We start from the raw sequence: 25,634 nt of genomic DNA, 5'->3' as shown, positions 1-25,634 counted from the left end.
CTTAGGAGGCGATCTTCTCCTCGCGCGCCTTCGCCCGGGACAGGGCGGCCTTGCGCGCCTCCTCCGACTCCTTGGCGATCTCGGCGGCCTTCTCGTCGTCGCGGGTGAGATTCTCACCGGTCTCCGGGTCGAAGACGTGCATCGTGCCCGGGCTGAACACGAAGGTCACGTCGTCTCCCTCCAGGATCCGGGAGCGCGAGTCCAGGTTGACCACCAGTTGGGTGCGCATGCTCTCCCCGTCCAGGTCCCGGTCGAGGTCGGCGAGCGCCTGGGCCACCTTCGGGTCGGCGTCGAACGGCACGTAGGCGTACTGCTCGTTGCCCAGCCACTCGGTGACGTCGACGACCGCGTTGAAGGCGGCTCCGTCGTCGATCGGGTTGACCTCGGCGTGCTTGATCTCCTCCGGCCGCAGCCCGACGATGACGACGTCGTGGCCGGAGACTTTCTCAGCGAGATCGTCCGGGATCGGCACGTCGACGAAAGGCAGCTTCAAGGTGTTCCCGTCGACCTGGGCGGGCAGGAAGTTCATCGGCGGTGAGCCGATGAAGCCCGCGACGAAGAGGTTCACCGGCTGTTCGTACAGCTCCCTCGGTGAGGCCACCTGCTGCAGAACGCCCTTGGAGAGTACGGCGACCCGGTCCCCCAGCGTCATGGCTTCGACCTGGTCGTGGGTCACGTAGATCGTGGTGATGCCCAGTCGGCGCTGCATGCGGGCGATCTCGGTGCGCATCTGGCCGCGCAGCTTGGCGTCGAGGTTCGACAGCGGCTCGTCGAAGAGGAACGCGTCGGCGTCTCGCACGATGGCCCGGCCCATGGCGACGCGTTGACGCTGGCCACCGGACAGGTTGGCGGGTTTGCGCTCCAGGTGCTCGGTCAGCTCCAGCATTTCCGCGGCCCGGTCGACCTTGGCCTGGATCTCCTCCTCGGAGTGCTTGCCCTTGGCCAGCCGCAACGGGAAGGCGATGTTCTCGCGCACCGTCAGGTGCGGGTAGAGCGCGTAGTTCTGGAAGACCATCGCCAGGTTGCGATCCCGCGGGGCGAGGTCGTTGACCCGCTTGTCGTTGATGTCCAGCTCACCGGAGGTGATGTCCTCCAGTCCCACGATCATTCGCAGCAGGGTGGACTTACCGCAGCCGGACGGGCCGACCAGGATGACGAATTCCCCGTCGGCGATGTCGAGCGAGACGTCGTTGACGGCAGGGAACCCATCGCCGTACTTCTTGACCAGGTGTTTGAGTTCGATGTGTGCCATGGGCGCTCCTCGGGAGTCGGAATGGTCGCGTTAGCCCTTGACCGCACCGGACGTCAGTCCGGTCACGATACGACGCTGGAAGACCAGCACCAGGATGACTACGGGAATGGTGACGACGACGGCGGCCGCACAGATGGCACCCGTCGGTTGTTCGAACTGGCTCGCGCCGGTGAAGAAGGCCAGGGCGGCTGGGACGGTGCGCGCGTTGGACGAGGTCAGGTTGGAGGAGAAGACGAAATCGTTCCACGCGGTGAAGAAGGAGATGATCGCCGTCGTGAAGACGCCGGGCGCGGCCAGCGGCACGATGACCTTGCGGAATGCCTGCCAACTGCTGGCGCCGTCCACCTGAGCGGCCTGCTCCATCTCCCACGGGATCTGCTGGAAGAACGCCGTCAGCGTCCAGATGGCCAGCGGCAGCGTCAACGCCAGATAGGGGATGATCAGGCCGGGGATGGTGTCGAACAGGCCGATCTGCCGCCACAGGTTGAACAGCGGCGTCACCATCGCGATCACCGGGAAGAACGACACCGCGAGTGCTGTGCCCAGGATCAGCTTCTTGCCGGGGAAGTCCAACCGCGCGATCGCGTAGGCGCAGAACGTTGCCAGGATGACCGCGATCAGCGTCGCGATCAGGCACACCACGATCGAGTGCCACAGCGCCGGCACGAACAGATCCTTGGCGCCACCGGTGAAGATCAGCGAGTAGTTGTCCCAGGTGGGCTCCTTCGGCCAGAAGTTGCCGAAGGAGTTCTGGGTCGGATCACCTAGCGCCGCAGTTGATTTCAGCGACGTGGCAAAGATCCAGAGCAGCGGGATGATCGTCCACAGCATGATCGGGATGGAGACGGCGAACAGTCCCCACTTGGTGCGGTTCTCTCTCGCGCTGGCCACGGTTCAGCTCCTCCCTGCCGTCAGGTCGACCTTGAATCCCTTGATGAAGATCCAGGCGATGATCAGGACGAAGATGAACAAGATGACGGCCAGGGCCGAGCCCATCCCGATCTCGACCCGGTTGATCGTCTCGTTGGCGACCAGGATCGACAGTGTCGTGGTGTTGTTGGCCCCGCCGGTCATGATGAAGGGGTTGTCGTAGATCCGGAAGGCGTCCAGGGTCCGGAAGAGCGCGGCCACCAGGATCGCGGCCTTCATGTTCGGCAGCACCACCCGGGTCATCCGCTGCCACCAGGTGGCTCCGTCGACCTCGGCAGCTTCCTCGAGTGAGGAGTCGACGTTGGCCAGACCGGCCAGCAGCAGCAACGACACGAACGGCGTGGTCTTCCAGATCTCCGACAGGCAGATGATGAAGATCGAGGTCCACGTGCCGCCGAACCAGTTGAAGTTCAGGTCCCACGCCCCGAAGGTCAGGGTATGCAGCCAGTGGTTGATGAAGCCCGTGTCGACCTGCGCGGCGTACTTCCAGCTGAAGGCGGACACCACGGTGATGATCGCGTACGGGATGAGTACGACGGTGCGCAACGTGCGCCGCGGGATGACCACCTTGTTCATCACCAGCGCGATCAGGAAGCCGAAGATGAGCTCGAAGAAGAGGGTGATGACCGTGATCACGACGGTGACCCCGACGGCCCGCCAGAACAACGGGTCGCCGAAGGCAGTGATGTAGTTCTGTAAGAAGACGAATCTGCGGCCCGAGGGGTCGGTCAGACGGTAGTTGAACAACGACAGGTAGACCGCGTAGGCGATCGGATACAAGGTGACCAGCAACATGATCACGAACGCCGGGCCGGCCAGCTTCCAGCCCAGTGACCGTTCGGCCTTGGCCCGGTCGGACAACCGCGGCTTGTTCTCGTTGCGTGCGCTACGCGTCTGCGGCGCTTCCACCGCGGTCACAACAGGGCCTTCCCGTTGAGCACGTCCAGGATGAACTGCTGCGCCTTGGCCGGAGTCTGCTGGTTGACGGCATTCGGCGGGCTGAACTTCTGCTGGATCCCGGTGGAGATGTCGCCGTAGTACTGCGACTGCGGACGCGGCGCGGCCTGTTGCAGCGACTGCTGGATCAGGCTGGCCATCGGGAACGCCTTCTTCACACTTGCCTCCTCGAAGACCGCCTTGCGGCTGGCCGGGTTGCCCGTACCGAGCATGTACGTCGTCTGGTTCTTCTCGTTACTGATGCAGGCCGCCGCCTGGTAGGCCAGATCCTGATGCGAGCTCTTGGCGCCGACCCCGAGCTCGATACCGCCGAACGGCGGCCGGGCCTGCTGGCCGGCGACCGTTTGCGGGTAGGTGGTCCAGCCGATGTCGTTCATGAACGGCACCTTCGCGGTCTGCAGCGCCGCGTAGGTGTAAGGCCAGTTCACCAGGAACCCGCTGGTGGTGGTGTTCTGGAACAGGTTGAGCGCCTCGGTCTCGGTGGCTGAACCCATGGCCGGCCCGCCGACCCCCGTGGCGGACACCTGCTGGATCACCTTGGCCGCGTCGCGCCCGGCCTGACTGTCCAGACCGAGCTTCAACTCGTCGTACGTCGCGCCCGGGTTCTCGACGATCTTGCCGCCCGCTCCCGCCACCAGCGCATTGATCCAGACCATGTAGCCCTCGTAGAGCGAGGCCTGCACGCCCAGGGTGGTCTTGGTCTTCTGCGCGGCCGAGATCACCTGGTCCCAGGTGACCGGTTTGGTCATGTCCAGCCCGGCCTTGGCGGCGACGGACTTGCGGTACCACAGCACCTGGGTGTTCGCCCAGAACGGCACCGCGACCAGCTTGCCCCGCCACTTCGAGGCGTCGACCGCCGATTGCACTCTGTCCTGGGTGAATTCAGCCTGCATCGACTGCGGCACCGGAGCCAGGTAGCCGGCTTCGGCGAATTCGGCCACGAACACCGGGTCCATACTCATCAGGTCCATCGACGCGTCCCCCGCGGCGAGGCGCCGCAACAACTGGATCCGCTGGTCGCTTGCGCTGTTGGGCAATTGCTGGATGGTGATCGTGTATTTCCCGCCCGAGGCCGCGGTGCATTCCTTGGCCAACTGGGCCTGACCGCCCTTGGTCGGGTCCGAACCGCCGCCGTCGGGGTTGATGTACCAGGTGAGGTTGGGCGTCCCCCGCTCGCCGACGAGCACGCAGCGATCCCGGCAGATCCGACCATGGTGATCACGACGGCTGCGGCTTGCTGCTTGATCGTCCGACGCATATGTAGTGCCTACCCAATCCCCCGCCGGGCAGCCACCGGAAGGTCACCCGCAGGGGTGTCGATAATCTGGAAGACATGGCCGACTTCGCCTACGAGGACCTGCTTCCCGCTGGAACGGACGACACGTCGTACCGTCTGCTGACCACCGAGGGGGTGCGCACGGTCGCCGGGCCGGGCGGGCGGACCTTCCTGGAGGTGGAGCCGGCCGCGCTGAGGTCGTTGACCGACACCGCCATGCACGACATCGCCCACTACCTGCGCCCGGCGCACCTGGCCCAGCTGCGCTCGATCCTGGACGACCCGCAGGCCAGCGCCAACGACAAATTCGTGGCGACCGACCTGCTGAAGAACGCCAACATCGCCGCCGCCGGGGTGCTACCGATGTGCCAGGACACGGGTACGGCGATCGTGATGGGTAAGAAGGGATCCCACGTTCTGGTCGAGGGTGGGCGGCCCGACGAGGAAGCCATCGCGCACGGCGTCTTCGACGCCTACACCCGCCTGAATCTGCGCTACTCGCAGATGGCGCCGATCACGACGTGGGAGGAGAAGAACACCGGTTCCAACCTGCCCGCCCAGATCGAGCTGTACGCCGACACGGCGGCGGGCCACGAGACGACGTACAAGTTCCTCTTCATGGCCAAGGGCGGCGGCTCGGCCAACAAGTCCTACCTCTACCAGGAAACCAAGGCCATCCTGAACCCCGACTCGATGATGCGCTTCCTGGACGAGAAGCTGCGCGCGATCGGGACGGCCGCGTGCCCGCCGTACCACCTGGCCATCGTCATCGGCGGCACCAGCGCCGAGTTCGCGCTGAAGACGGCCAAGTACGCCAGCGCCAAGTACCTGGACAACCTGCCCACCTCCGGCGACATGACCGCGCACGGCTTTCGAGACACCGAGCTGGAGCAGCAGGTGTTGGAGCTGACCCGCAACTTCGGGATCGGTGCGCAGTTCGGCGGCAAGTACTTCTGCCACGACGTGCGCGTGGTGCGCCTGCCCCGACACGGTGCGTCGCTGCCGGTCGCGATCGCGGTCAGTTGCTCGGCCGACCGGCAATGCCTGGGCAAGATCACCGCTGAGGGCGTCTTCATCGAGGAACTCGAACGTGACCCGGCCCGCTTCCTGCCCGACACCACGCACGAGGACCTGGAAGACGCCGGTGACGTCGTGCACATCGACCTCAACCAACCCATGCCGGCGATCCTCGCCGAACTGTCGAAATACCCTGTCAAGACACGGCTTTCGCTGACCGGGCCGTTGATCGTGGCCCGGGACATCGCGCACGCCAAGATCAAGGAACGGCTCGACGCCGGTGAGCCGATGCCGCAGTACCTGAAGGACCACCCGGTCTACTACGCCGGCCCGGCCAAGACTCCCGACGGTTACGCGTCCGGCTCCTTCGGACCGACCACCGCGGGGCGGATGGACTCCTACGTGGAGCAGTTCCAGGCTGCGGGTGGTTCGATGGTCATGCTGGCCAAGGGCAACCGGAGCAAACAGGTGACCGACGCGTGCGCGAAGCACGGCGGCTTCTACCTCGGCTCGATCGGCGGCCCGGCAGCCCGCCTGGCCAAGGACTGCATCAAGCACGTCGACGTCATCGAGTATCCGGAGTTGGGTATGGAAGCAATCTGGAAGATCGAGGTCGAGGACTTCCCGGCCTTCATCGTCGTTGACGACAAGGGTGAGGACTTCTTCGCCTCGGTCGCCAAACCGGTCGCCTTCTCGATCTCGACGCGGCCCGGCTTGTGAGCCACCCGCTGACCCCGCAGTGGGCCTGGGACGAACTGGCCGCCGGCAACGAGCGGTTCATGGCCAATTCGCCCCGGCACCCCAACCAGGACGCACAGCGTCGCCACCTGCTGGAGGCCGGCCAGACGCCATCGGCGATCTTCTTCGGCTGCGCTGACTCCAGGGTCGCGGCCGAAATCATCTTCGACCAGGGCTTGGGCGACCTGTTCGTGGTGCGGACGGCCGGGCACGTGATCGACAACGCGGTCCTCGGCTCCATCGAGTTCGGCGTCGCTGAGCTCGGAGTTCCGCTGATCGTCGTCCTGGGCCACGAATCCTGTGGAGCGATCAAGGCGACGATGGATGCGGTGCAGTCGGGAACGGTGCCGGGCGGGTTCCTGCGCGACATCGTCGAGCGAGTGACACCCAGTGTGATGACTGCCCGGCGCGATGGGGCCACCACGCTGGAGGAGTTGGAGGCTGAGCACGTCCGCGTGACGACGAACCTCCTGAAGGAACGCTCGGTGGCGATCCACGAGCGAATCAACGCCGGCACGCTTGCGATCGTCGGCGCGACGTACGAGATCGGCGACGGCAAGGCCAGCGTGGCGACCACCGTGGGCGACATCACCACCGCGTGATACCTGAATGCCACCTGCGAGTTCGCTGTAACGCCTTACCCCGGCGCACCGGTCGCTCTACCGTCAGCTGGTGAGCACTACTCCTGACGCCGCACCGATCGGCTTCCCGGAAACCTCCGGCGACAAGGGTCTGAAGTCCGGAGCGGTCGGGCTGCTGTCCACCATCGTGGTCGGGGTCGCCTCGACCGCCCCTGCCTATTCGCTGGCTGCGAGCCTGGGCTTCGTGGTCGCCAGCGGCGGCGCACTGCTGGCCGGGGTCAAAGCACCCGCCATCATCCTGCTGGCCTTCATCCCGATGTACTTCATCGCGGTCGCCTACCAGGAGCTGAACAAGGCCGAGCCGGACTGCGGTACGTCGTTCACCTGGGCCTCGCGGGCCTTCGGACCCGTGGTCGGGTGGATGAGCGGGTGGGGCATCATCGCCGCCGATGTGATCGTGATGGCGAACCTGGCCCAGATCGCCGGCTCGTACTCGTTCTCCTTCGCCGACACCCTCGGACTGCACAACACGTTGTCCAGCAGCACCTTCTGGTCCACGGTCGCCGGGATCATCTGGATCGCCGTGATGACCTACATCTGCTACCGCGGGATCGAGATCAGCGCCCGGATCCAGTACGGCCTGCTGACCATCGAGGTCCTGGTGCTCTTCCTCTTCGCGGCCGTGGCGCTGATCAAGGTCTACACAGGACACGCGGAGTCGTATTCCCTGCATCCGCAATGGAGTTGGTTCTGGCCGGGCGGTCTGTCCTTCACGCAGGTCATCGCGCCGGCCCTCCTGACCGCTGTCTTCATCTACTGGGGCTGGGACTCGGCGGTCTCGATCAACGAGGAAACCGACGACCCCGCGACCACTCCGGGACGCGCAGCAGTCCTGTCGACCCTCATCCTGCTGTTCACCTACGCGATCGTCACGGTCGCCGCAGTGGCGTTCGCGGGCACGGGCACGAAGGGAATCGGCCTGGGCAACCAGGCCAACTCCGAGGACGTCTTCTCGGCCATCTCCCCCGCGTTGTTCGGCAGCAGCGCCCTGGGACACGTGGGCCAACTGCTGCTGGCCGCCTCCATCCTGACCTCCGCCTCAGCCTCCACCCAGACCACGATCCTGCCGACGGCCCGCACCGCGTTGTCGATGGCGGTCTACAAGGCGATCCCGGAGCGGTTCGCCCGGATCCACCCCAAATACCTGACCCCCACCTGGTCGACCATCGGCATGGGCGTCATCTCGGTGGTCTTCTACCTGATCTTCACCCTGATCAGCCAGAACCTGCTGTCCGCCCTGATCGGCTCGATCGGGTTGATGATCGCGTTCTACTACGGCCTCACCGGCTTCGCCTGCGTGGTCTTCTACCGGCGCAACCTGCTCAGTTCGTGGCGCAACTTCGTGATGCAGGGCCTGTTCCCGTTGCTCGGCGGCCTCATCCTGGCGGGCGCCTTCGTCTACGCGGTGAAGTCCTACTGGGCCCCGGACTGGTTGACCGACGACGACGGCAACAACATCACGATCTTCGGTCACGGAGCCGTCGCCGTGGTCGGCATCGCGGCCCTGGTACTGGGTGTCGTGCTGATGGTGGCGTGGTGGCTGATCAAGTCCGACTACTTCCGGCAGAAGACATTGCCTCGCAAGGCGGCCCACGAACTCGTCCTCGCCGGTATCCCACACGATCCCGCCGGGGACGCCGAGGTGCGCTTGCCCGACTCCGGGCTGCCGGACATCCTCATCAAGGAGGACTTGTCCAACCTGCCGCCCGGTCAGCGTGCCGTCCGGCGCGAGGATCTGGACGACTAGCCTGGAGACCGTGCGCGTCACCGCCCTCAACCTCCACCCCGTCAAGTCCACGGCCATCCGGAGCGTCGACTCGGCGTACATCGGACTGGCCGGTCTGCGCGGCGATCGGGAGTGGATGATCGTCGACGACGCCGGTGACATGGTCTCCGCTCGCGAGATGAACCAGCTCTTCACGATCGTCGCGGACACGCCCCAAACCGGCGGCAGCGCGGACCTGACCCTGTCCGCGCCCGGCGCCGAGACCATTGAGATCTCCTTCCCCTACGACGGCCGGCTGGCTCCCGCGCGTCTCTTCACCCGGCCGCACACCAAGGTCCGCTACGCCGGCGCCGACGCTGACGCGTGGCTGGCCGGCGTCCTCGGCCGCGGCGATCTGCACCTGGTGTGGTGCGAGGACCCCACCCAGCGCTCGCTCAACCCGGAGTTTTCCCGCAGCGGGGATCACGCTGTCTTCCAGGACGGGTACCCGGTCACACTGGCCAGCACGGCCTCGGTGACTCAGCTCAGCCAGTGGGCGAGCAATGACCTTGCGGTGCAACGGTTCCGGGCCAACGTGATCATCGACGGGGAAGAAGCGTTCGTCGAGGACGAGTGGAGCGCCGTGCGCATCGGCGACGTACCGTTCCGCGTCGCCAAAGCCGTGGACCGCTGCGTGATGACGACCATCGACCCGATCAGCCTCGACCGGGGCAAGGAGCCGATCGCGACCCTGGCCAAGCACCGCCGGTGGGACGGTAAGACATGGTTCGCGATCCACCTGATCCCGGACGCCGAGGGTGAGATCCGCGTCGGCGACGAGGTACTTCCCCTCTAGAGGGCCAGCTCAGTGCGCACGACCGCCGCCAACCGGTGCGCGACGTCCTCGGCGTGCGCGGCCGTGGCCGCTTCGACCATGACCCGCACCACGGGTTCGGTCCCGGACTTGCGAAGCAGGATCCGGCCGGTGCCGGCGAGCTCCTGCTCGACCGTGACAACGGCCGCCTGCACGGCTTCGTTGCTGTCGACGGCGTTCTTGTCCACGTCCGCAACGTTGAGCAGGAACTGCGGCAGACGGATCATACACGCGGCGAGGTCGGCCAGCGACTTGCCGGTGCTCGCGACCCGCGCGGCCAGCGTCAACCCGGTCAGCACCCCGTCCCCGGTGGTCGCGTGATCGAGCATGATGACATGGCCGGACTGCTCGCCGCCGAGGGAGAAGTTGCCGGCCTTCATCTCTTCGAGCACATAACGGTCCCCGACCGCCGTCTGCAGGACGCTGACGCCCTCACGCTCCATCGCCTGCAACATGCCCAGGTTGCTCATGACCGTGGCCACGAGGGTGTCGCCGCGCAGGACGCCGCGTTCCTTGAGGTCCAACGCGAGGATGGCCATGATCTGGTCGCCGTCGACGACCTGACCACTGGCATCGACCGCCAGGCACCGGTCGGCGTCCCCGTCGAAGGCCAGCCCCAGGTCGGCGCCGACCTGGGCGACCATGACGCGCAGGTGTCCCAGGTGGGTCGAGCCGTACCCGTCGTTGATGTTCAAGCCGTCCGGCTCAGCGCCGATGACGGTGACCTGCGCCCCGGCCCGGCGGAAGACCTCCGGGCCGACCTCGCTGGCCGCACCGTGCGCCGCGTCGAGCACGACGCGCAACCCGTCCAGGGGTGCGGGTACGGCGCTCAGCAGGTGCTCGACGTACCTCTCCCCTCCGCCGGGCAGCGTCTTGGCCCGTCCGACCCCGGCCCCGGTCGGGCGCTGCCAGTCGGCACGCAGACTTGCGGCGATCGCGTCCTCGGTGGCGTCGGGCAGCTTGAAGCCGCCGCGGGAGAAGAACTTGATGCCGTTGTCGGGCATCGGGTTGTGCGATGCGGAGATCATCACGCCCAGGTCGACGTTCAGATCGGCGGTGAGGTAGGCGATGGCCGGTGTCGGGAGCACTCCGGCGTCGTAGACGTCCACGCCCGCGGACGCCAGGCCGGCGACGGTCGCCGCCGCGAGGAACTCGCCGGAGGCACGCGGGTCGCGACCGACCACGGCAGAGGGCCGGTGACCTGCGAACTCGCCCTTCTCGGCCAACACCCGGGCCGCAGCCACGGACAGGTCGAGCGCGAGTTCCGCGGTGATGTCCCGGTTGGCGACACCCCGGACACCGTCGGTCCCGAACAATCTGCTCATTGGACCAAAACTAGCCGACGCGGGCCGTCAGAGACGAAACGTCGCCCGCCATTGCTCCTCGATGTCGTCCCGCACCCACCGATTCTGAGGAGATCACGGGTTATGAGGGCGGGCGCCTGGGCGCGCGCCCTCAGAACCGTCGATTCCCTCAGAATCAGCGGGCGTCAGGCAGGAAAGACCGAAGCCCGGACCCCATCGGAGTCCGGGCTTCGGGCGCAGCAGCAGCGATCAGCGCTTGCTGTACTGCGGAGCCTTACGGGCCTTCTTCAGACCGGCCTTCTTGCGCTCCGGGACGCGAGCGTCACGGGTCAGCAGGCCGGCCTTCTTCAGCGCGGGACGGTTCAACTCTTCGTCGACACCGTTCAGCGAGCGCGCGACGCCCAGACGAACGGCACCGGCCTGGCCGGAGGGGCCACCGCCGTGGACACGGACCAGCACGTCGTACGCGCCATCCAGCTCCAGCACCTTCAGCGGCTCGTTGACCAGCTGCTGGTGGACCTTGTTGGGGAAGTACTCCTCCAGGGTGCGGCCGTTGACCTTCCACTCGCCGGTGCCCGGCACGATGCGGACGCGAGCGATGGCCTGCTTGCGGCGGCCGGTGGCGGCGCCGGGAGCAGAAGCGGTCGGGCGCGGACGGTTCTCGTCGACGACGTCCGCGTCGCTCTCGGTGGTGTATTCGGTCAACTGCGGCTCGTCGTCCTCCAGGACGTCGACCTCGGTGTAGTCAGCCACGATTCTCCTTCAATTCAAAGTGTGTAGAGGGGGCGCGGCTTACTGCGCGACCTGGGTGATCTCGAACTTGGCCGGCTGCTGCGCGGCGTGCGGGTGCTCCGGGCCGGCGTAGACCTTCAGCTTCTTGAGCTGGGCGCGGCCGAGGAGTTGTGCGGCAGCATCCCCTTGATGGCCTTCTCCACCGCGCCGGCCGGGTCCTTGGCCATCAACTCGGTGTAGGAGGTGGTCTTCAGACCGCCCGGGAAGCCGGAGTGGCGGTAGGCCTTCTTCTTCTCCAGCTTGGCACCGGTCAGCGCGACCTTGTCGGCGTTGACGATGATGACGAAGTCACCGGTGTCCGCGTTCGGGGCGAAGATCGGCTTGTGCTTGCCGCGCAGGAGGATGGCGGCCTGGCTGGCCAGACGGCCGAGGACGACGTCGGTGGCGTCGATGACGTGCCACGTGACGTTGTCCTGCAGGTCCGCCGGCTTGGGCGTGTAGGTACGCACTGTCGTTACCTTTTCCGTTGGTTCTTGCTGGTGAAACGTGCCGCGAACCCCGATCGAGAAGGTCGCACACAAGTCTGCGGGGCGATGAACACCCGAAGAACCATTCTACGGATGGGCTCACGGTGCCCCAAATCGCCGGAGACCCCCGGAATTCCGGCGAATTCTGCCGCCCGTGCGGCTACCGCCGGCGTTGTGCACAGAGATTATGCACAGGTATTGTGCAATCTGTGGCCGGTTCCGACTCCCCTCTACGCACCCTCGCGCATCCGCTGCGCTCGCGGATCCTGGCCCACCTGCGCGTGCACGGCGAGGCCACGGCCACCGAGTTGGCCGGCGCCCTCGGGACGCACACCGGGGCGACCTCCTACCACCTTCGTCGACTGGAAGCCGCGGGACTGGTGCTGGACACCGGGCACGGTGACGGGAAGCGGCGCGTGTGGGGCGCCGTACGCGAACCGGCCGTCGACGACGCTCCCCTGGACGAGGACGACGAGGCGGCCGCGCGATGGTTGCAGCACGACTACGTCGAGCACTTCGCCCAGCGCGCCGGGGCGTGGATCGAGGCCCAGGACGACTGGCCGGCGCCATGGCGCACCGACTGCGGGCTGGCCGACCACGCGGTGCTGGTGACACAGGAGCAACTGACCGCGTTGGCGGCCGAGCTGGGTGAGGTCTTCGAGCGCTACCGCCGAGCAGGAGCGGGTACGCCGGGGGCACGCCGGGTGGCGGGATATTCCGCCCTGCTGCCGATCGACCCGCCGCCCGCAGGCTGAAGCCTCAGTCCGAAACCCACTGCCAATCGGGGTCGAACGATTCGAACTGCTCGTGGAACTGGTGCTGCCAGGCAGCGACCGTCGTCGTGAAATCGGCGCCGGTCGCCCGGTGGAACTCCTCGGCGATCGAGCCGTGGGTGGCCACGAGCATGGCCCGGTAGTAGGCCAGTGCCTTGCTCGTCCCGAAGCGGTCGGCAACGTACTGCACGAACATGCCGGCCCGGAAGTAGCCGTCGTCGGTGTCGTTCACGACCTCGGTGTCCGAGGGCAGTCGTGCCGGAGGCTCCTTTTCCGGGCCGGTCGAAACCTCTTGGTTGGCGGCCCATTCGGCGTAACCCTCCACCATCCACTCCGGGACCGACGGGTCGTCGAACCCGACCGGCAGGGTGTCGGCGTGGAACACCTCGTGGTCCATCACATGGCGGAAGTAGTCGTCATCGTCGATGACCCGGCCGCCGTCGCTGAAGCGGTGGCCGGTGGGGATCACGATCCACGCCGCCTTCCCGTAGGGCATCGTGATGCCGTCGGCGTCGGCGACGTTGGAGTCGCCGGTCCACTTCTGTGCGGTGCTGTCGTTCGCGGCGGCCAGGATCAGGTACTTGTCCTTGGCGTGCTCACCGGTCAATGACTCGATCCGCGGGATCGAGTCATTGGCCGTCTCGACCAGCGTCGTCAGGACGGTGTCCGTGGTGTTGCCCACGGCCACGACTCGCGGACTGAGCCGGTAGTGCAGCCCTTGCACGCCGGCGACCTCGAGGAAGACCCGGCTCAGCGTCAGCCGGTCGACCACCTCGTCGGGAAGCCCCTGGCGCATCGAGCCGTCGGTCGTCGTGGCCGCAGCGGAGGGGGTCGGGCTGGCAGCAGGCGTCGAGCCGGCGGACGGCGCCGAGGTGGCGACTGACGCGGTGGGAATCGCCGGTAGCGTGATCGCCGCGCCACAGGCGGACAGCGACATCGCGGCCGCAGCGAGCGCGACGGCCCCCGTGCGGCGATTCATGCGCGAACTGTATCCCGGTGCCTCACCGGGCTCGCACGACCCGCTTCTCATCCCACACCGGCTCGGGTGCCTCGTAGACCCGGCCATCGGCGCCGAACACCAGGTAGCGGTCGAATCCCCTTGCAAACCAACGGTCGTGGGTGACCGCTACCACGGTCCCGTCGAACTGCTCCAGACCCTCCTCCAGCGCCTCAGCCGATTGCAGGTCGAGGTTGTCGGTGGGCTCGTCCAGCAACAGCAGGGTGGCGCCGGACAATTCCAGCAACAGGATCTGGAAGCGGGCCTGCTGGCCACCGGAGAGGGAGCCGAACGTCTGCTCGGCGGCGTGCGCCAGCTCGTAACGATCCAGGACCCGCGAGGCCTGTTCCCGCGGCATACCTGCCCGGTGCTCGTCGCCGCGGTGCAGGATCTCCAGCAGCGTGCGCTGCATCAGCTCGGGGTGGGCATGGGTCTGGGCGAACCAGCCCGGCCGGACCCGCGAGCCGAGGCGCACTGTGCCCTTGTGCGCAACGGGATCCGGGGCCACATCGCCCACCGGTCGGTGCTCCACATCGGGGTCCGAACCGCCCGCGGCCAGCAGCCGCAGGAAGTGGCTCTTGCCCGAACCGTTCGATCCGAGCACGGCCACGCGCTCGCCGTACCAGATCTCCAGATCGAAGGGCTTCATCAACCCGGTCAGTTCGAGTCCCTCGGCGATGACGGCGCGTTTGGCGGTCCGCCCGCCCTTCAGGCGCATTGTCACCTTCTGCTCGAAGGGGATCGCCTGCGGCGGCCCGGCCTCCTCGAACTTGCGCAGCCGGGTCTGGGCGGCGTGGTAGCGCGGCGCCATCCCGTCGTTGTACGCCGCCTTCACCTTGAGCGTGTTGACCAGCGTCTTGAGTTTGGCGTGCTCCTCGTCCCATCGGCGACGCAACTCCTCCAGCCGGGCGTTCCGGTCGATGCGTGCCTGGTGGTACGTCGAGAACCGGCCCGGGTGCGTCCAGGCGATCGCGCCCGCGGCCTGGGGTTCGAGCGTGACGATGCGGGTGGCGACCTGCTCCAGCAGCTCCCGGTCGTGACTGATCAGCAGGACCGTCTTGGGCGAGTCCTGTAACGCGTGCTCCAACCACCGCTTGGTGGGGACGTCCAGATAGTTGTCCGGCTCGTCCAGCAGCAGCACCTCTTCGGGCCCGCGCAGCAGGGCCTCCAGCACCAGTCGCTTCTGCTCCCCGCCGGACAGCGTGCTCAGATCGCGGAACTGCGCCCGGTCGTAGGGGATCCCCAGGGCCGCGACCGTGCAGACGTCCCACAACGTCTCGTACTCGTAACCACCGACCTCGGCCCAATCTGCGAGCGCCTGCGCGTAAGCCATCTGGGCCGGCTCGTCGTCCCGCTCCATGATCGCCAGTTCGGCGGCATCCACGGCTCTGGCCGCCGTGGCGATCGACTCCGGTGCGACGCTCACCAACAGGTCACGGACGGTCTGCTCCTGACCCTGTTTGCCGACGAACTGCGACATGACGCCCAGTCCGCCGGAGCGGGTGATCGCCCCTTCGTGCGCGTCGATCTCACCGGAGATGATCCGCAGCAGCGTCGTCTTGCCTGTGCCGTTCGGGCCGACCAGAGCGACCTTGGCGCCCTCCCCCACGCGAAGTCCGACCCCGCCGAGCAGCGGTCGACCGTCGGGCAGGTAGTACTCGACCGAATTCACATCGATATGACCCACGATCGTCAAGCATGACGGACGGCAGCCGCGGATCGCATTCCAATTCCGGCTGCATCCGGGCCCGGGAGCGGTATCGTTGAATTATCAACTATCAACCGGAGGCGCCACGATGACCCAGGCCGACCGCCAGCTCAAGCTGCGGGAGTTACAAGACCGGCAACGAAAGAGCAGCCGCCGGCCGCTGCTGATCGCGGTAGCCGCGGCAATCATCGCGATCGCGGTGGCGCTGGCTATCGCACTGTGGCCGAAAGGCTCGACGCAGTCCACCCCGGTCGCGGACCCGGCCCTGAACGTCGCCGATCAGATCATCCCCGCCGACCCGGCGGGCGCGACGACGACGCAGGCCACGCCGGCGAAGGTCACCAACCCCTCGGGCATCGACGGGGTGATCGCCTATGACACCTCCGGGTACCCCGCCGCCGGGACACCGACATCGGGCACCCTGCAGCACGATCACGTGCTGGGTCCGGTCAGCTACACGATCACGCCACCGGTCGGCGGGCCGCACAACCCGGTGTGGATGAACGCCGGTGTCTACACCAAGCCGATTCCCAGCGAACGGGCCGTGCACAACCTCGAGCACGGCGCGGTGTGGATCACCTACCGCCCGGATCTGCCGGCCGCGCAGGTCGACCAACTGGTCGCCTTCGTCGGCAAGCAGAGCCTGATCGATGAGTCGGCGGCCACGCAGATCCCCGGACAGCGCAGCCGTTACCTGGACCTCAGCCCGTGGTCGACCAACGCCCTTCCCGCCCCCATCGTGATCTCGTCGTGGGGATACCAGCTGCAGGTGGATTCACCGACCGACCCGCGGCTGCAGCGCTTCGTGGACACCTTCCGGCACAGCGAGAAGTACAGCCCCGAATTCGACGAACCCGTCGACGGGGTGCCGGTGCAGACCGGCGGCCGACCCGCGGCGTACGGCGCTACGCAGCCCAATCCCGCTGGCGCCGTGTCGCAGTGAGCGCTCAGGACGTCAGTTCATCGAGGTCACGGACCGCGAACCGGTGATGCCAGAAGGCCTCGTTGAAGACGACACGTAACGCCTCGGCGACGGTCGGGCGCTCATCGGGCCAGTTGGGATTGGGCGAACCCAATGCCGCCTGCTCGAGTCGATCGTCGGTCAGGTCGGCGAGGTACGCCGAGAGCCGGGCGGCCGAGGCGTCGTACAGTCCGCGCGCATCGGCCAGGCTGACATCCGCGTCGCGGTCCGAGGGGACATCGGGGTGCGGCGGCATCTGGTCCCACGGCAGGTCCAGCGGCTGCCACGGATTGGCTCTGCCCAGGATGGCCGCATCCAGCCAGCTGGTGATGGCAAAACTCAGGTGCCGCAGCGTCTGGATGAACGACCACTCCTGTCCCACGTGGGCGTTCAGGGTGGCGGCATCGAGGGTCGTCGCACGGGCGATGGTGGCATCCCAGACGGCGGCCAGCCGGGCCCACGAGTCGCGATAGCCCTGAGCGTCAGTAGGGTTCAGACCGGCGTACTCCGGATAGAGCCTGGTCAACTCGGCCTGCACGAGCGGGGCCACCGGCACGCCGTTCACCGTCAATCCGTCGATATCACCCTGAATGTGCACGTCTTGCAGGTTGACGTTGTCGAACCGGCTGCCGGCGAGGTCCACCTCCCAGAAGTGCGCACCGGTCAGTTCGACGCGGCTGAAGTCGCTGCCGGCAAGACGCACCCGGGAGAAGGTGGACCCGCCCAGATCTTCGCTCTCAAAATCGACCATGGCCCGACCATAGGGCCGAATGCGGACGGATCGTTGCCGGTTCAGCTGTCGGGTAGTCCCGCGAAAATGTCGGTGGCGCCGGCGGGTGCCGGGAGACCACCGGCCAACCGGTAGCACTCGTCCCACCACACCCCTTGCGGGGCGCCCTCGATCTTGAAGAAGAACTCGTCGGGCTTGATCTGGCTGCGGTAGGCCCGGAGGGCCGCAAACCGTTGGGCAGCAACGGGATAGCCGTCGACCCGCACGGCGACCTCATCGTCCGCCACGCACATCGGCGGCTTCTCACCTGAGTCCAGATCGAAGTTGGCAAAGAACGCCTCTTCCGGTTCTTCATCGGCGTCGATCGCGGCCTGACGCGCCGCCTTTTCCTGGGCGATCACCGCCCGCATCTGACTCTCGGAGAACGCCGGCCACAGCACTCGCTGCACCTGCCACGGCGCGCCGAGGTCGGGGCGATAACTCGGCACCGCCGCGAGCGCCATCGCATAGGTAGCAACCCGATGCGCCTGGATGTGGTCGGGGTGGCCGTAGAAGCCGAACTGGTCGTAGGTGATCAGCACCTGCGGTCGGCGGTCCCGGATCAACGGGACCAGTTCATCGGCCGCGGCGAGTAGGTCAGCCCGCCAGAACGAATCCCGGTCGGCGTCCGGCGGCGGCGCGGCCAGGCCGTCAGGACCGAAAACCATCCCCGTGTCGTGCCAGCGGCCGTCCCCACCCAGGCGGACGAAGTCGGTCACCCCGAGCGCCGCCATCGCCTCCGTCAACTCCTGGATCCGCAACTGCGACAATGAGATATCGCCCGACTGCACGCGCTCGGCCAAATCCGCATCCACGATGTCACCCCGCTCCCCCAAGGTGCAGGTGACCAGAGTGACGGCGGCACCCTGGCCGGCGTACGTCGCCATGGTCGCCCCCGTACTGCTGCTCTCGTCATCGGGGTGGGCATGCACGAGCATCAGACGACGGCTGGTGGTCACCGCCCCACGGTAGGGCACCTGCTCTACTGGGTTCATGACCCAGGAGGAGGTCACCCTCACCCGGGCACAGGCCCGGGCCATCGCCGTACGGGCACAACTGCTGACGGCCCGCCGGCCGACCGACCTGCTCGATCTGGTGCGTCACCTGGGCTCGGTGCAGATCGAGCACACGGCGTACGTCGCGCCGAGCGCTCACGTGGTGGCGTGGAGCCGGCTGGGCGCGGACTATCGACCCGATGACCTGGACGACGCGGTCGCGCGCGGTGATTTCGCAGAAATCCTGATGCGGCTGATCCCGGCCGAGGACGTCGCCGACTATCGCGCCGAGATGGCGAACTGGCCCGGGGATCCGCCGTTGCGCGAATGGCAGCAGGCGAGCATCGAATGGCTGGCGGCCAACGACGAGTGCCGGCGGGACATCCTGTCCAGACTCGACATCGACGGACCAACCCCCGCGGCAGCGATTCCCGACACGACGCTGGTGCCGTGGAAGTCTTCGGGCTGGACGAACGACAAGAACATCAACGCGGTGCTGTCGATGATGGTGCGACGCGGCGAGGTGGCGGTGGCCGGCCGCGAGGGACAGGACGTGCTCTACGACCTGGCGAGCCGGGTCTATCCGGAGGTTCCGTTGCCCCCGTTGGACGAGGCACGCGCCCGCCGGTCGGCCCGATTCCTGCGCGCGATGGGCATCGCTCGCAGCGGCGGGCAGCAGGATCCGCGCGAGCCGCTGACCATCGCGCAGGCAGGAATACCCGCACGGGTCGAGGGGCTGCGCGGCCTCTGGCGCGTCGACCCCGCATACCTGGACGACGAGCCGAATCGCCCCCGCACTGCGTTGCTATCGCCGCTGGACCGGCTGGTCTTCGATCGGCGACGGACCGGCGAACTCTTCGAGTACGACTACAAGCTCGAGATGTATACCGCCAAGACGAAGCGGCGGTGGGGTTATTGGGCGATGCCGGTGCTCCACGGTGACCGGCTGGTGGGCAAGCTCGACGTCCAGACGGACCGGGCGCACGGTCGGTTGCTCGTGCACGCCCTGCACTGGGATGTCCGGCCCACCGGCGCCCTGCGCGCCGCGGTGGAGCGGGAGATCGCCGACCTGGCGAAGTGGCTCAGCCTACCCGTTGTGTTCGCATAGCAAACACTTGTGCAACATGCGAACAGTGACTAAGGTCTCATCCGGGAGCAAAGGAGTGACTCATGTCAGAACTGACCATCGAGACCGCGGACCAATCCGGTGGTCTGGATTCGCAGGCCACCATCACCGACGAGATCGCCACGATCCAGGCCAAGGACGCCACCGGTGAGCCGCTCCTACAGCCCCGGGTGGACTTCCCGCCGTACCGCAGCTCGCTGCTGCGGCACCCGACCAAAGCGCCCTGGCACGCCGACCCGGAGGAATTGGAACTCCTGGCGCCGGTATTCGGCCAACGCGACGTCGATCCGTTGGAAGCCGACCTGACCCTCGCCGGGAAGGGCGAGCCCATCGGTGAGCGCATCCGGATCAGCGGACGCATCGTGGACGGCGACGGCCGACCGGTCCGCCGGCAACTGGTGGAGATCTGGCAGGCCAACGCCGCCGGTCGCTACGTGCACAAACGCGACCAGCACCCCGCGCCCCTTGACCCGAACTTCACCGGCGCCGGCCGGGCACTGACCGACGACAACGGCTACTACGAATTCACGACCATCAAGCCGGGTCCCTACCCGTGGGGCAATCACCGCAACGCCTGGCGGCCCGCGCACGTGCACTTCTCGCTGTTCGGGACCGAGTTCACCCAGCGGATGATTACCCAGATGTACTTCCCGGGTGATCCGCTCTTCCCCCTCGACCCGATCCTGCAGTCGATCACCGACCAGTCCGCCCGGGACCGGCTGGTGGCAACCTATGACCACGCCCTGTCCGAGCACGAGTGGATCCTCGGCTACCGCTGGGACATCGTGCTGACCGGTACGCACGCCACCCGGATGGAGCAGGAGCACGACGATGCCTGAGTTGATCCCCACGCCCGGACAGACCATCGGTCCCTTCTTCCACTACGGATTGCCCTGGGAAACAGGCCATCTCATCGCCCCCGCCGGTACACCCGGTGCGATCCGGCTGCACGGGAACGTGCTGGACGGCCATGGCGAGGGCTTGCAGGACGCGATGGTCGAGGTCTGGCAGACCGACGCCGAGGGTCGTATCCCCCAGCAGCAGGGATCGCTGCGCCGAGATCGTGACGAGTTCACCTTCACCGGCTTCGGCCGGGCCGCCACCCGGCGCGACGGTTACTACACCTTCTCGACGGTGACTCCGGGTCCGGCCCGGCTGGGCGGCGCCGCCTTCTTCGCGGTGACCGTCTTCGCGCGCGGCCTGCTCAACCGGCTTTACACCCGGGCCTACGTCCCGGGTGACGACGCAGCCCTGACGGGTGATGCCCTGCTGAGTTCCGTTGACAGCGAACGCCGCTCGACCTTGCTGTGTGTCCAGGAGGACGAGCGGACACTGCGCTTCGACATCCGCTTGCAGGGTGATGGCGAAACCGTCTTCCTGAAGTACCCGCGCCACCAGGACTGAGTCCCTCAATGCTGCTCACCCCCGGTTCCGGACGCGCCCGCCACCTGACCGACGACGCCGCGATCCTGTCCGCGATGCTGTCGGTCGAGGCGGCGTGGGCGATGGTGCTGGGCGATCTCGGGGTGCTCGGGGTGGACCAGGCGCACCTCGTTGCCGACCGCTGCGACCCAGGCGAGTACGACGTGTCGCAGCTGGCCGACTCGGTCGAGTCCGGAGGCAACCCGGTGATCCCGCTGGTCGCACGCGTCCGCACTGCGGTGGCCGAATCCGACCCTGCAGCGGCGGCGCTCGTGCACAAGGGACTGACAAGTCAGGACGTCGTCGACACCGCGCTGATGCTGATCGCTCGTGACAGCACTGCTCTGCTGTGCGACCGCCTGCTCTCCTGCGCCGATGCGGTCGCAGACCTCGCGGGTCGTGAGCGTGACACCGTGATGACTGCCCGCACCCTCGGTCAGCCGGCTGTCCCGACGACGTTCGGCGCAAAGGCCGCCGGCTGGTTGCGCGCCCTGGATGCTGCCATCCGGGGCCTTTCCGCACTGCGCTACCCCGTACAGTGCGGTGGCGCCGGTGGCACCCTGTCGCTGCTGGAGACGCTCGCGCCCGGGCGGGCCATCGACGCGCCCGCTCTCCTGGCCCACCGGCTCCAGTTGACCGAGCCGGTCGCCCCGTGGCACACCGACCGTTCACCGGTGACCGCCATCGGTGACGCGATCGCTCGATCCACCGACGCCCTGGGCAAGGTCGCCGGCGACATCGTGCAGTTGTCGCGACCCGAGATCGGCGAACTGTCCGAGCCGGTTGCCGAGGGCCGTGGCGGCTCCTCCACGATGCCGCAGAAGCACAACCCCGTGCTGTCGGTCCTGGTGCGCTCCGCCGCAATGCAGGCCCCCGCCCTCGCGGCCTCGCTGCACACCAGTGCCGCCCTCGCCAGCGACGAGCGACCGGACGGAGCCTGGCACGCCGAGTGGTCGCCGTTCCTTCAGTTGCTGACCATCGGGCCGATCGCCGGCGGACAGGCTGCCGAAGTGCTCGAGGGGCTGCAGGTCCATCGGGAAGCCATGCAGGCCAACGTGATCGCGGCGTTGCCCGGCCTCGTGGCCGAGCGCAGGTCCGTCGATCCGGGCCCGGTGGACGTCTCGGATTATCTGGGCGCCGCACCGTCCTTCATCGACCGGTCGCTGGCGGCGCACGCCGACGTCCGAAAGGACCTGGCCTCCTGATGACACCCACTCTGTCTCTGCTGCGCGACGACGGACCGGATGCCCCGCTGCTGATCGTCGGTCCCTCGCTGGGCACGGCCGTCACGCCGTTGTGGGATGCCTGCGCCCGGGCGCTGACCGGGCCGGTGACCGTCGCGGGGTGGGATCTGCCCGGACACGGCCGCAGCGCCCCCGATCCCGGACCGTTCACCGTCGCCGACCTGGCTGAATCAGTCTGGGCCGCGACGACTGCACTACGCCAGCAGAATTCGCACCCGACCCGGTATGCGGGGGTCTCCCTCGGCGGCACGGTCGGACTGCAACTCGCACTCGACCACCGCGATGCTCTTGCCGGCGCTGCCATCATCTGCTCCGGTGCCAGGATCGGCGAGCCGGACGCGTGGCACGAGCGGGCCGATCTGGTCCGCCGCGCCGGAACCCCGGTGATGGTCTCCGGCTCGGCGCAGCGGTGGTTCGCGCCCGGGTTCCTGGAGCGGGATCCGGGCACCGGCACCACGCTGCTGAACGGCCTGCAGCACACCGAGAAGGACTCCTACGCCGCGTGCTGCGAGGCGCTCGCCGGATTCGACGTCCGAAACCGGTTGTCGGACATCACGATTCCGATCCTGGCCATCGCCGGCGAGCACGACCAGGTCACCCCGCTGCCCTTCGCGCAGGAAATCGCCGAAGGCACCGGAGGGCGCGCCGAACTGGTCCCGGACGCTGCCCACCTGGCCCCGGCGGAGCAACCCGCAACGGTCGCCGGACTGCTGACCCGATTCCTGACCCAGGAGGACGCATGAATCCCGACCGCACCGAAGCCGACGCGGCCCGGGACGGCATGGCGGTGCGTCGCGCGGTGCTTTCCGACGCGCATGTCGACCGGGCCGACGCGGCCACGACCGACTTCACCGAGCCGTTCCAGGACCTCATCACCCGCTACGCGTGGGGAGATCTGGACCCGGCCCGGCTTGGATCGACGTACCCGCAGCGCCATCACGTTGACGGCGCTGATCGCCCGGGACCACTGGGACGAGTTCGCGATGCACGTGCGGGCCGCCCGGCGCAACGGGATGAGCGCGCAACAGATCCAGGAAGTGCTGCTGCAGGCGGCCATCTACCTCGGCGTCCCGAGCGCCAACCATGCCTTCGCGATCGCGCAACGCGAGATCGCGGCCTACGAGGAAGAAGAGGGAACCCAGTGACCCAGTCAGCGTTCGTCTACGACGCGGTGCGTACGCCGTTCGGCCGGTTCGGGGGTGCGCTGGCCGGGGTGCGACCCGACGACCTCGCAGCCACCGTGGTGCGCGCCATCGTGGAGCGGACCCCCGCAGTCGCCGACGACCCGGCCCTGCTGGACGAGGTCATCTTCGGCAACGCCAACGGCGCCGGGGAGGAGAACCGCAACGTCGCCCGGATGGCCGCGCTGTTGGCCGGTCTGCCCACGAGTCTTCCCGGCACGACCGTGAACCGGTTGTGCGGCTCGAGCCTCGACGCGGCGATGATCGGTTCCCGGCAGATCGAGACCGGGGATGCCGACATCGTGCTGATCGGTGGCGTCGAGTCGATGACCCGGGCTCCGTGGGTGCTGCCGAAGACCGAAAAGCCCTATCCCGCAGGGAATCTGCAGCTGTCGTCCACGACCTTGGGCTGGCGCTTGGTCAATCCCGAGATGCCGTCGGAATGGACCGTGTCGCTCGGCGAAGCGACCGAGCAGTTGCGCGAGAAGTACGACATCAGCCGCGAGCGTCAGGATGAATTCGCCGCTCGTTCCCACCAGCTGGCCGCGCAGGCCTGGCAGGACGGGTTCTACGACGACCTGATCGTGGCGGTCGACGGGATCGAGTTGGCGCGTGACGAGTCGATCCGCCCCGACACGACCTCTCAGACGCTGGCGGGATTGCGTACGTCGTTCCGCAAGACCGACGGCACGGTCACCGCTGGGAATGCCTCGCCGCTCAACGATGGCGCGTCGGCGGTACTGATCGGCTCCGAAGCCGCCGCCGAGCGGCTGGGACGGGCACCGGTGGCGCGGATCGCCGGCCGGGGCGCCGCCGCCAACGAGCCGCAGTACTTCGGCTACGCGCCCGTCGAGGCGGCCAACACCGCCCTGCGCCGGGCGGGCATCGGCTGGTCCGATGTGGCCGCCGTGGAGTTGAACGAGGCGTTCGCCGCCCAGTCGCTGGCCTGTCTGGACGCCTGGGAGATCGACCCGCAGATCGTCAACCGGCACGGCGGCGCGATCGCCATCGGCCACCCGCTGGGTGCCTCGGGAGGCCGGATCCTCGGCACCTTGGCCAAGGAGCTGCGCACCAGCGGCCGTCGCTGGGGCGTGGCCGCGATCTGCATCGGTGTCGGCCAGGGTCTGGCCGTCGTGCTCGAGAACGCCGAGGGCGCGTGATGGTGGCGATCATCGACAGTGCCGCTGAGGCGGTTGCGCAGATCCCGGACGGCGCGACCATCCTGGTCGGCGGTTTCGGCACCGCCGGGCAACCGGTCGAGCTGATCGACGCGCTGGTCGACAGCGGCGCTTCGGAGCTCACGATCGTCAACAACAACGCAGGCAACGGCGACGTCGGGTTGGCCGCACTGATCGGCGCCGGCCGGGTGCGCAAGATCATCTGTTCCTTCCCGCGGCAGAGTGACAGCTACCTCTTCGACGAGAAGTACCGCGCCGGCGAGATCGAGCTGGAGTTGGTGCCGCAGGGCAACCTGGCCGAGCGCATCCGCGCTGCCGGTGCCGGCATCGGCGCCTTCTTCACCCCCACGGGCTACGGCACACCGATCGCCGACGGCAAGGAAACCCGCGAGATCGACGGCAAGCACTACGTCCTGGAATACCCCATCCACGGCGACTTCGCCCTCATCAAGGCCCACCTCGCCGACGCGGTGGGCAACCTGGTCTACCGCAAGACCGCGCGCAACTTCGGGCCGATCATGGCAGCGGCCGCTGCCCGGACGATCGCTCAGGTGCACCGGGTGCAGCCGGTCGGCTCGATCGATCCGGAGAACGTCATCACTCCCGGCCTCTACGTCGACCAGCTGGTCGAGATCCCGCAGGCCGCCGTACCCGACCAGGAGCAGGGACAGTGAGCACGACCTCCGAGGCCCGTCTGGGCAAGAACGAACTGGCTCAGCTGATCGCCCGCGACATCCCCGCCGGCGCCTATGTGAATCTGGGGATCGGGCAGCCGACGCTGGTGTCCAACTACCTGGATCCGGCCAGCGGTGTCACGCTGCACACCGAGAACGGCATGCTCGGGATGGGCCCGGAAGCCACCGGCGATCAGATCGACCTCGACCTGATCAACGCCGGCAAGATCCCGGTAACCGAGCGGCCCGGAGCGTCCTACTTCCACCACGCCGACTCCTTCGCGATGATGCGCGGCGGACACCTGGACATCTGCGTGCTCGGGGCCTACCAGGTCTCGGCAACGGGCGACCTGGCGAACTGGCACACCGGCGCGCCGGACGCGATCCCTGCCGTCGGTGGCGCGATGGATCTGGCGATCGGTGCCAAGGACACCTTCGTGATGATGAATCTGCTGACGCGCGAGGGCGACTCGAAGCTGGTCCCCGAGTGCACCTACCCCTGACCGGGGTCGCGTGCGTCAGCCGCATCTACACCGACCTGGCGGTGTTCCTGATCGAGGACGACGGCGTCGTGGTCCGCGAGACGTTCGGCATCAGCTTCGACGAGCTGGCCGACGTGGTGAAAGTCCCGCTGCGGCAGGCCTGATCGCGAG

Annotated in this window: 24 protein-coding genes and 2 pseudogenes; 15 read left to right on the top strand and 11 right to left on the bottom strand. The window is 67.6% G+C overall.

The features are described 5' to 3' along the window. Position 1: 1 nt before the first annotated feature. The 4 genes from ACFQBT_RS03570 to ACFQBT_RS03555 all read right to left on the bottom strand — a co-directional run bounded on the left by ACFQBT_RS03570 (position 2) and on the right by ACFQBT_RS03555 (position 4,326). Positions 2-1,252, bottom strand: a complete 1,251-nt coding sequence (locus ACFQBT_RS03570) for an ABC transporter ATP-binding protein (protein WP_377820430.1) — start codon at positions 1,250-1,252, stop codon at positions 2-4. Positions 1,253-1,282: 30 nt separating this feature from the next. Next, positions 1,283-2,083 carry a carbohydrate ABC transporter permease gene (locus ACFQBT_RS03565; RefSeq protein WP_377825338.1) on the bottom strand — a complete coding sequence of 267 codons (801 nt, stop codon included), beginning with the start codon at positions 2,081-2,083 and terminating at the stop codon, positions 1,283-1,285. A gap of 63 nt (positions 2,084-2,146) precedes the next feature. Continuing rightward, on the bottom strand, positions 2,147-3,100 hold the full coding sequence (locus tag ACFQBT_RS03560; RefSeq protein WP_377820428.1) for a carbohydrate ABC transporter permease: 954 nt from the start codon (positions 3,098-3,100) through the stop codon (positions 2,147-2,149). Further along, positions 3,097-4,326 (bottom strand): extracellular solute-binding protein, encoded by a 1,230-nt coding sequence (locus ACFQBT_RS03555; RefSeq protein ID WP_377820427.1) that lies wholly within the window; start codon positions 4,324-4,326, stop codon positions 3,097-3,099. The genes ACFQBT_RS03560 and ACFQBT_RS03555 overlap by 4 nt, the downstream gene beginning before the upstream one ends. Before the next feature lie 146 nt (positions 4,327-4,472). Here ACFQBT_RS03555 and ACFQBT_RS03550 point away from each other — a divergent pair, with 146 nt between their 5' ends. The 4 genes from ACFQBT_RS03550 (at position 4,473) to ACFQBT_RS03535 (ending at position 9,372) form a co-directional block, all read left to right on the top strand. Beyond that, a complete protein-coding gene (locus tag ACFQBT_RS03550; protein ID WP_377820425.1) occupies positions 4,473-6,152 on the top strand; it encodes a fumarate hydratase in 1,680 nt (559 codons plus the stop codon). Next, a complete protein-coding gene (locus tag ACFQBT_RS03545) occupies positions 6,149-6,772 on the top strand; it encodes a carbonic anhydrase (protein WP_377820424.1) in 624 nt (207 codons plus the stop codon). The genes ACFQBT_RS03550 and ACFQBT_RS03545 overlap by 4 nt, the downstream gene beginning before the upstream one ends. 70 nt (positions 6,773-6,842) lie before the next feature. Beyond that, positions 6,843-8,558 (top strand): APC family permease, encoded by a 1,716-nt coding sequence (locus ACFQBT_RS03540; RefSeq protein WP_377820422.1) that lies wholly within the window; start codon positions 6,843-6,845, stop codon positions 8,556-8,558. 10 nt (positions 8,559-8,568) lie between these two features. After that, complete coding sequence (locus ACFQBT_RS03535; RefSeq protein ID WP_377820420.1) at positions 8,569-9,372, top strand: MOSC domain-containing protein; 804 nt, start codon at positions 8,569-8,571, stop codon at positions 9,370-9,372. Here ACFQBT_RS03535 and glmM read toward each other — a convergent pair. From glmM to rplM, 3 genes and pseudogenes are all read right to left on the bottom strand, one after another. Continuing rightward, on the bottom strand, positions 9,369-10,715 hold the full coding sequence (gene glmM / locus ACFQBT_RS03530) for a phosphoglucosamine mutase (RefSeq protein WP_377820418.1): 1,347 nt from the start codon (positions 10,713-10,715) through the stop codon (positions 9,369-9,371). The genes ACFQBT_RS03535 and glmM overlap by 4 nt on opposite strands. Before the next feature lie 228 nt (positions 10,716-10,943). Further along, positions 10,944-11,447 (bottom strand): 30S ribosomal protein S9, encoded by a 504-nt coding sequence (gene rpsI / locus ACFQBT_RS03525; protein WP_377820416.1) that lies wholly within the window; start codon positions 11,445-11,447, stop codon positions 10,944-10,946. Positions 11,448-11,486: 39 nt separating this feature from the next. Next, positions 11,487-11,935 (bottom strand): annotated as a pseudogene (gene rplM, locus ACFQBT_RS03520) (50S ribosomal protein L13). Positions 11,936-12,162: 227 nt separating this feature from the next. Between rplM and ACFQBT_RS03515 the strand changes: the two are divergent. Continuing rightward, positions 12,163-12,708, top strand: coding sequence for an ArsR/SmtB family transcription factor (locus tag ACFQBT_RS03515; RefSeq protein WP_377820414.1), 546 nt, complete (start codon positions 12,163-12,165; stop codon positions 12,706-12,708). A gap of 4 nt (positions 12,709-12,712) precedes the next feature. Here ACFQBT_RS03515 and ACFQBT_RS03510 read toward each other — a convergent pair whose 3' ends face one another. After that, positions 12,713-13,705 (bottom strand): hypothetical protein, encoded by a 993-nt coding sequence (locus ACFQBT_RS03510; protein ID WP_377820412.1) that lies wholly within the window; start codon positions 13,703-13,705, stop codon positions 12,713-12,715. Between the two features lie 22 nt (positions 13,706-13,727). Next, complete coding sequence (locus ACFQBT_RS03505) at positions 13,728-15,410, bottom strand: ABC-F family ATP-binding cassette domain-containing protein (RefSeq protein ID WP_377820410.1); 1,683 nt, start codon at positions 15,408-15,410, stop codon at positions 13,728-13,730. Between the two features lie 109 nt (positions 15,411-15,519). On the opposite strand from ACFQBT_RS03505, the gene ACFQBT_RS03500 reads away from it, so the two are divergent. Then, positions 15,520-16,374, top strand: a complete 855-nt coding sequence (locus ACFQBT_RS03500; protein WP_377820408.1) for a DUF3105 domain-containing protein — start codon at positions 15,520-15,522, stop codon at positions 16,372-16,374. Positions 16,375-16,378: 4 nt separating this feature from the next. On the opposite strand, the gene ACFQBT_RS03495 is transcribed toward ACFQBT_RS03500, so the two are convergent. After that, a complete protein-coding gene (locus tag ACFQBT_RS03495) occupies positions 16,379-17,143 on the bottom strand; it encodes a DinB family protein (RefSeq protein WP_377820407.1) in 765 nt (254 codons plus the stop codon). A gap of 41 nt (positions 17,144-17,184) precedes the next feature. Then, entirely contained in the window at positions 17,185-18,120 is a 936-nt protein-coding gene (gene mshB / locus ACFQBT_RS03490; protein ID WP_377820406.1) for an N-acetyl-1-D-myo-inositol-2-amino-2-deoxy-alpha-D-glucopyranoside deacetylase, read from the bottom strand. Between the two features lie 34 nt (positions 18,121-18,154). Between mshB and ACFQBT_RS03485 the strand changes: the two genes are divergently transcribed. The 9 genes and pseudogenes from ACFQBT_RS03485 to ACFQBT_RS03445 all read left to right on the top strand — a co-directional run bounded on the left by ACFQBT_RS03485 (position 18,155) and on the right by ACFQBT_RS03445 (position 25,627). After that, on the top strand, positions 18,155-19,264 hold the full coding sequence (locus ACFQBT_RS03485; protein WP_377820404.1) for a DNA glycosylase AlkZ-like family protein: 1,110 nt from the start codon (positions 18,155-18,157) through the stop codon (positions 19,262-19,264). A 62-nt stretch (positions 19,265-19,326) separates the two neighbouring features. Further along, positions 19,327-20,121 (top strand): protocatechuate 3,4-dioxygenase subunit beta, encoded by a 795-nt coding sequence (gene pcaH / locus ACFQBT_RS03480; protein WP_377820403.1) that lies wholly within the window; start codon positions 19,327-19,329, stop codon positions 20,119-20,121. After that, on the top strand, positions 20,114-20,686 hold the full coding sequence (gene pcaG / locus ACFQBT_RS03475; RefSeq protein WP_377820402.1) for a protocatechuate 3,4-dioxygenase subunit alpha: 573 nt from the start codon (positions 20,114-20,116) through the stop codon (positions 20,684-20,686). Before pcaH ends, pcaG begins: the two co-directional genes overlap by 8 nt. 8 nt (positions 20,687-20,694) lie before the next feature. Then, on the top strand, positions 20,695-21,909 hold the full coding sequence (locus tag ACFQBT_RS03470; protein WP_377820400.1) for a lyase family protein: 1,215 nt from the start codon (positions 20,695-20,697) through the stop codon (positions 21,907-21,909). Continuing rightward, on the top strand, positions 21,909-22,691 hold the full coding sequence (locus ACFQBT_RS03465) for an alpha/beta fold hydrolase (protein WP_377820399.1): 783 nt from the start codon (positions 21,909-21,911) through the stop codon (positions 22,689-22,691). The genes ACFQBT_RS03470 and ACFQBT_RS03465 overlap by 1 nt, the downstream gene beginning before the upstream one ends. Positions 22,692-22,859: 168 nt before the next feature. Continuing rightward, positions 22,860-23,093 (top strand): carboxymuconolactone decarboxylase family protein, encoded by a 234-nt coding sequence (locus ACFQBT_RS03460; RefSeq protein ID WP_377820397.1) that lies wholly within the window; start codon positions 22,860-22,862, stop codon positions 23,091-23,093. Beyond that, on the top strand, positions 23,090-24,289 hold the full coding sequence (locus tag ACFQBT_RS03455) for a thiolase family protein (protein WP_377820395.1): 1,200 nt from the start codon (positions 23,090-23,092) through the stop codon (positions 24,287-24,289). Before ACFQBT_RS03460 ends, ACFQBT_RS03455 begins: the two co-directional genes overlap by 4 nt. Further along, positions 24,289-24,981 carry a 3-oxoacid CoA-transferase subunit A gene (locus ACFQBT_RS03450; protein WP_377820394.1) on the top strand — a complete coding sequence of 231 codons (693 nt, stop codon included), beginning with the start codon at positions 24,289-24,291 and terminating at the stop codon, positions 24,979-24,981. Before ACFQBT_RS03455 ends, ACFQBT_RS03450 begins: the two co-directional genes overlap by 1 nt. Further along, positions 24,978-25,627, top strand: a pseudogene (locus tag ACFQBT_RS03445) (3-oxoacid CoA-transferase subunit B). Before ACFQBT_RS03450 ends, ACFQBT_RS03445 begins: the two are co-directional and overlap by 4 nt. Positions 25,628-25,634: the final 7 nt, after the last annotated feature.

Origin of the sequence: Branchiibius cervicis (assembly GCF_042661605.1) — a bacterium.
Taxonomy (GTDB): Bacteria; Actinomycetota; Actinomycetes; order Actinomycetales; family Dermatophilaceae; genus Branchiibius; species Branchiibius cervicis.
Note: the sequence above shows the minus strand (reverse complement) of the source record. Positions and strands in the feature narration are given on the sequence as shown.

Bases quoted from the DNA above. Each gene is read 5' to 3' on its own strand.
- ACFQBT_RS03570 (WP_377820430.1), bottom strand. From the start codon at position 1,252: ATGGCACACATCGAACTCAAACACCTGGTCAAGAAGTACGGCGATGGG.
- ACFQBT_RS03565 (WP_377825338.1), bottom strand. From the start codon at position 2,083: ATGCTGTGGACGATCATCCCGCTGCTCTGGATCTTTGCCACGTCGCTG.
- ACFQBT_RS03550 (WP_377820425.1), top strand. From the start codon at position 4,473: ATGGCCGACTTCGCCTACGAGGACCTGCTTCCCGCTGGAACGGACGAC.
- glmM (WP_377820418.1), bottom strand. From the start codon at position 10,715: ATGAGCAGATTGTTCGGGACCGACGGTGTCCGGGGTGTCGCCAACCGG.
- ACFQBT_RS03510 (WP_377820412.1), bottom strand. From the start codon at position 13,705: ATGAATCGCCGCACGGGGGCCGTCGCGCTCGCTGCGGCCGCGATGTCG.
- ACFQBT_RS03500 (WP_377820408.1), top strand. From the start codon at position 15,520: ATGACCCAGGCCGACCGCCAGCTCAAGCTGCGGGAGTTACAAGACCGG.
- ACFQBT_RS03495 (WP_377820407.1), bottom strand. From the start codon at position 17,143: ATGGTCGATTTTGAGAGCGAAGATCTGGGCGGGTCCACCTTCTCCCGG.
- ACFQBT_RS03485 (WP_377820404.1), top strand. From the start codon at position 18,155: ATGACCCAGGAGGAGGTCACCCTCACCCGGGCACAGGCCCGGGCCATC.
- pcaH (WP_377820403.1), top strand. From the start codon at position 19,327: ATGTCAGAACTGACCATCGAGACCGCGGACCAATCCGGTGGTCTGGAT.
- pcaG (WP_377820402.1), top strand. From the start codon at position 20,114: ATGCCTGAGTTGATCCCCACGCCCGGACAGACCATCGGTCCCTTCTTC.
- ACFQBT_RS03470 (WP_377820400.1), top strand. From the start codon at position 20,695: ATGCTGCTCACCCCCGGTTCCGGACGCGCCCGCCACCTGACCGACGAC.
- ACFQBT_RS03465 (WP_377820399.1), top strand. From the start codon at position 21,909: ATGACACCCACTCTGTCTCTGCTGCGCGACGACGGACCGGATGCCCCG.
- ACFQBT_RS03450 (WP_377820394.1), top strand. From the start codon at position 24,289: ATGGTGGCGATCATCGACAGTGCCGCTGAGGCGGTTGCGCAGATCCCG.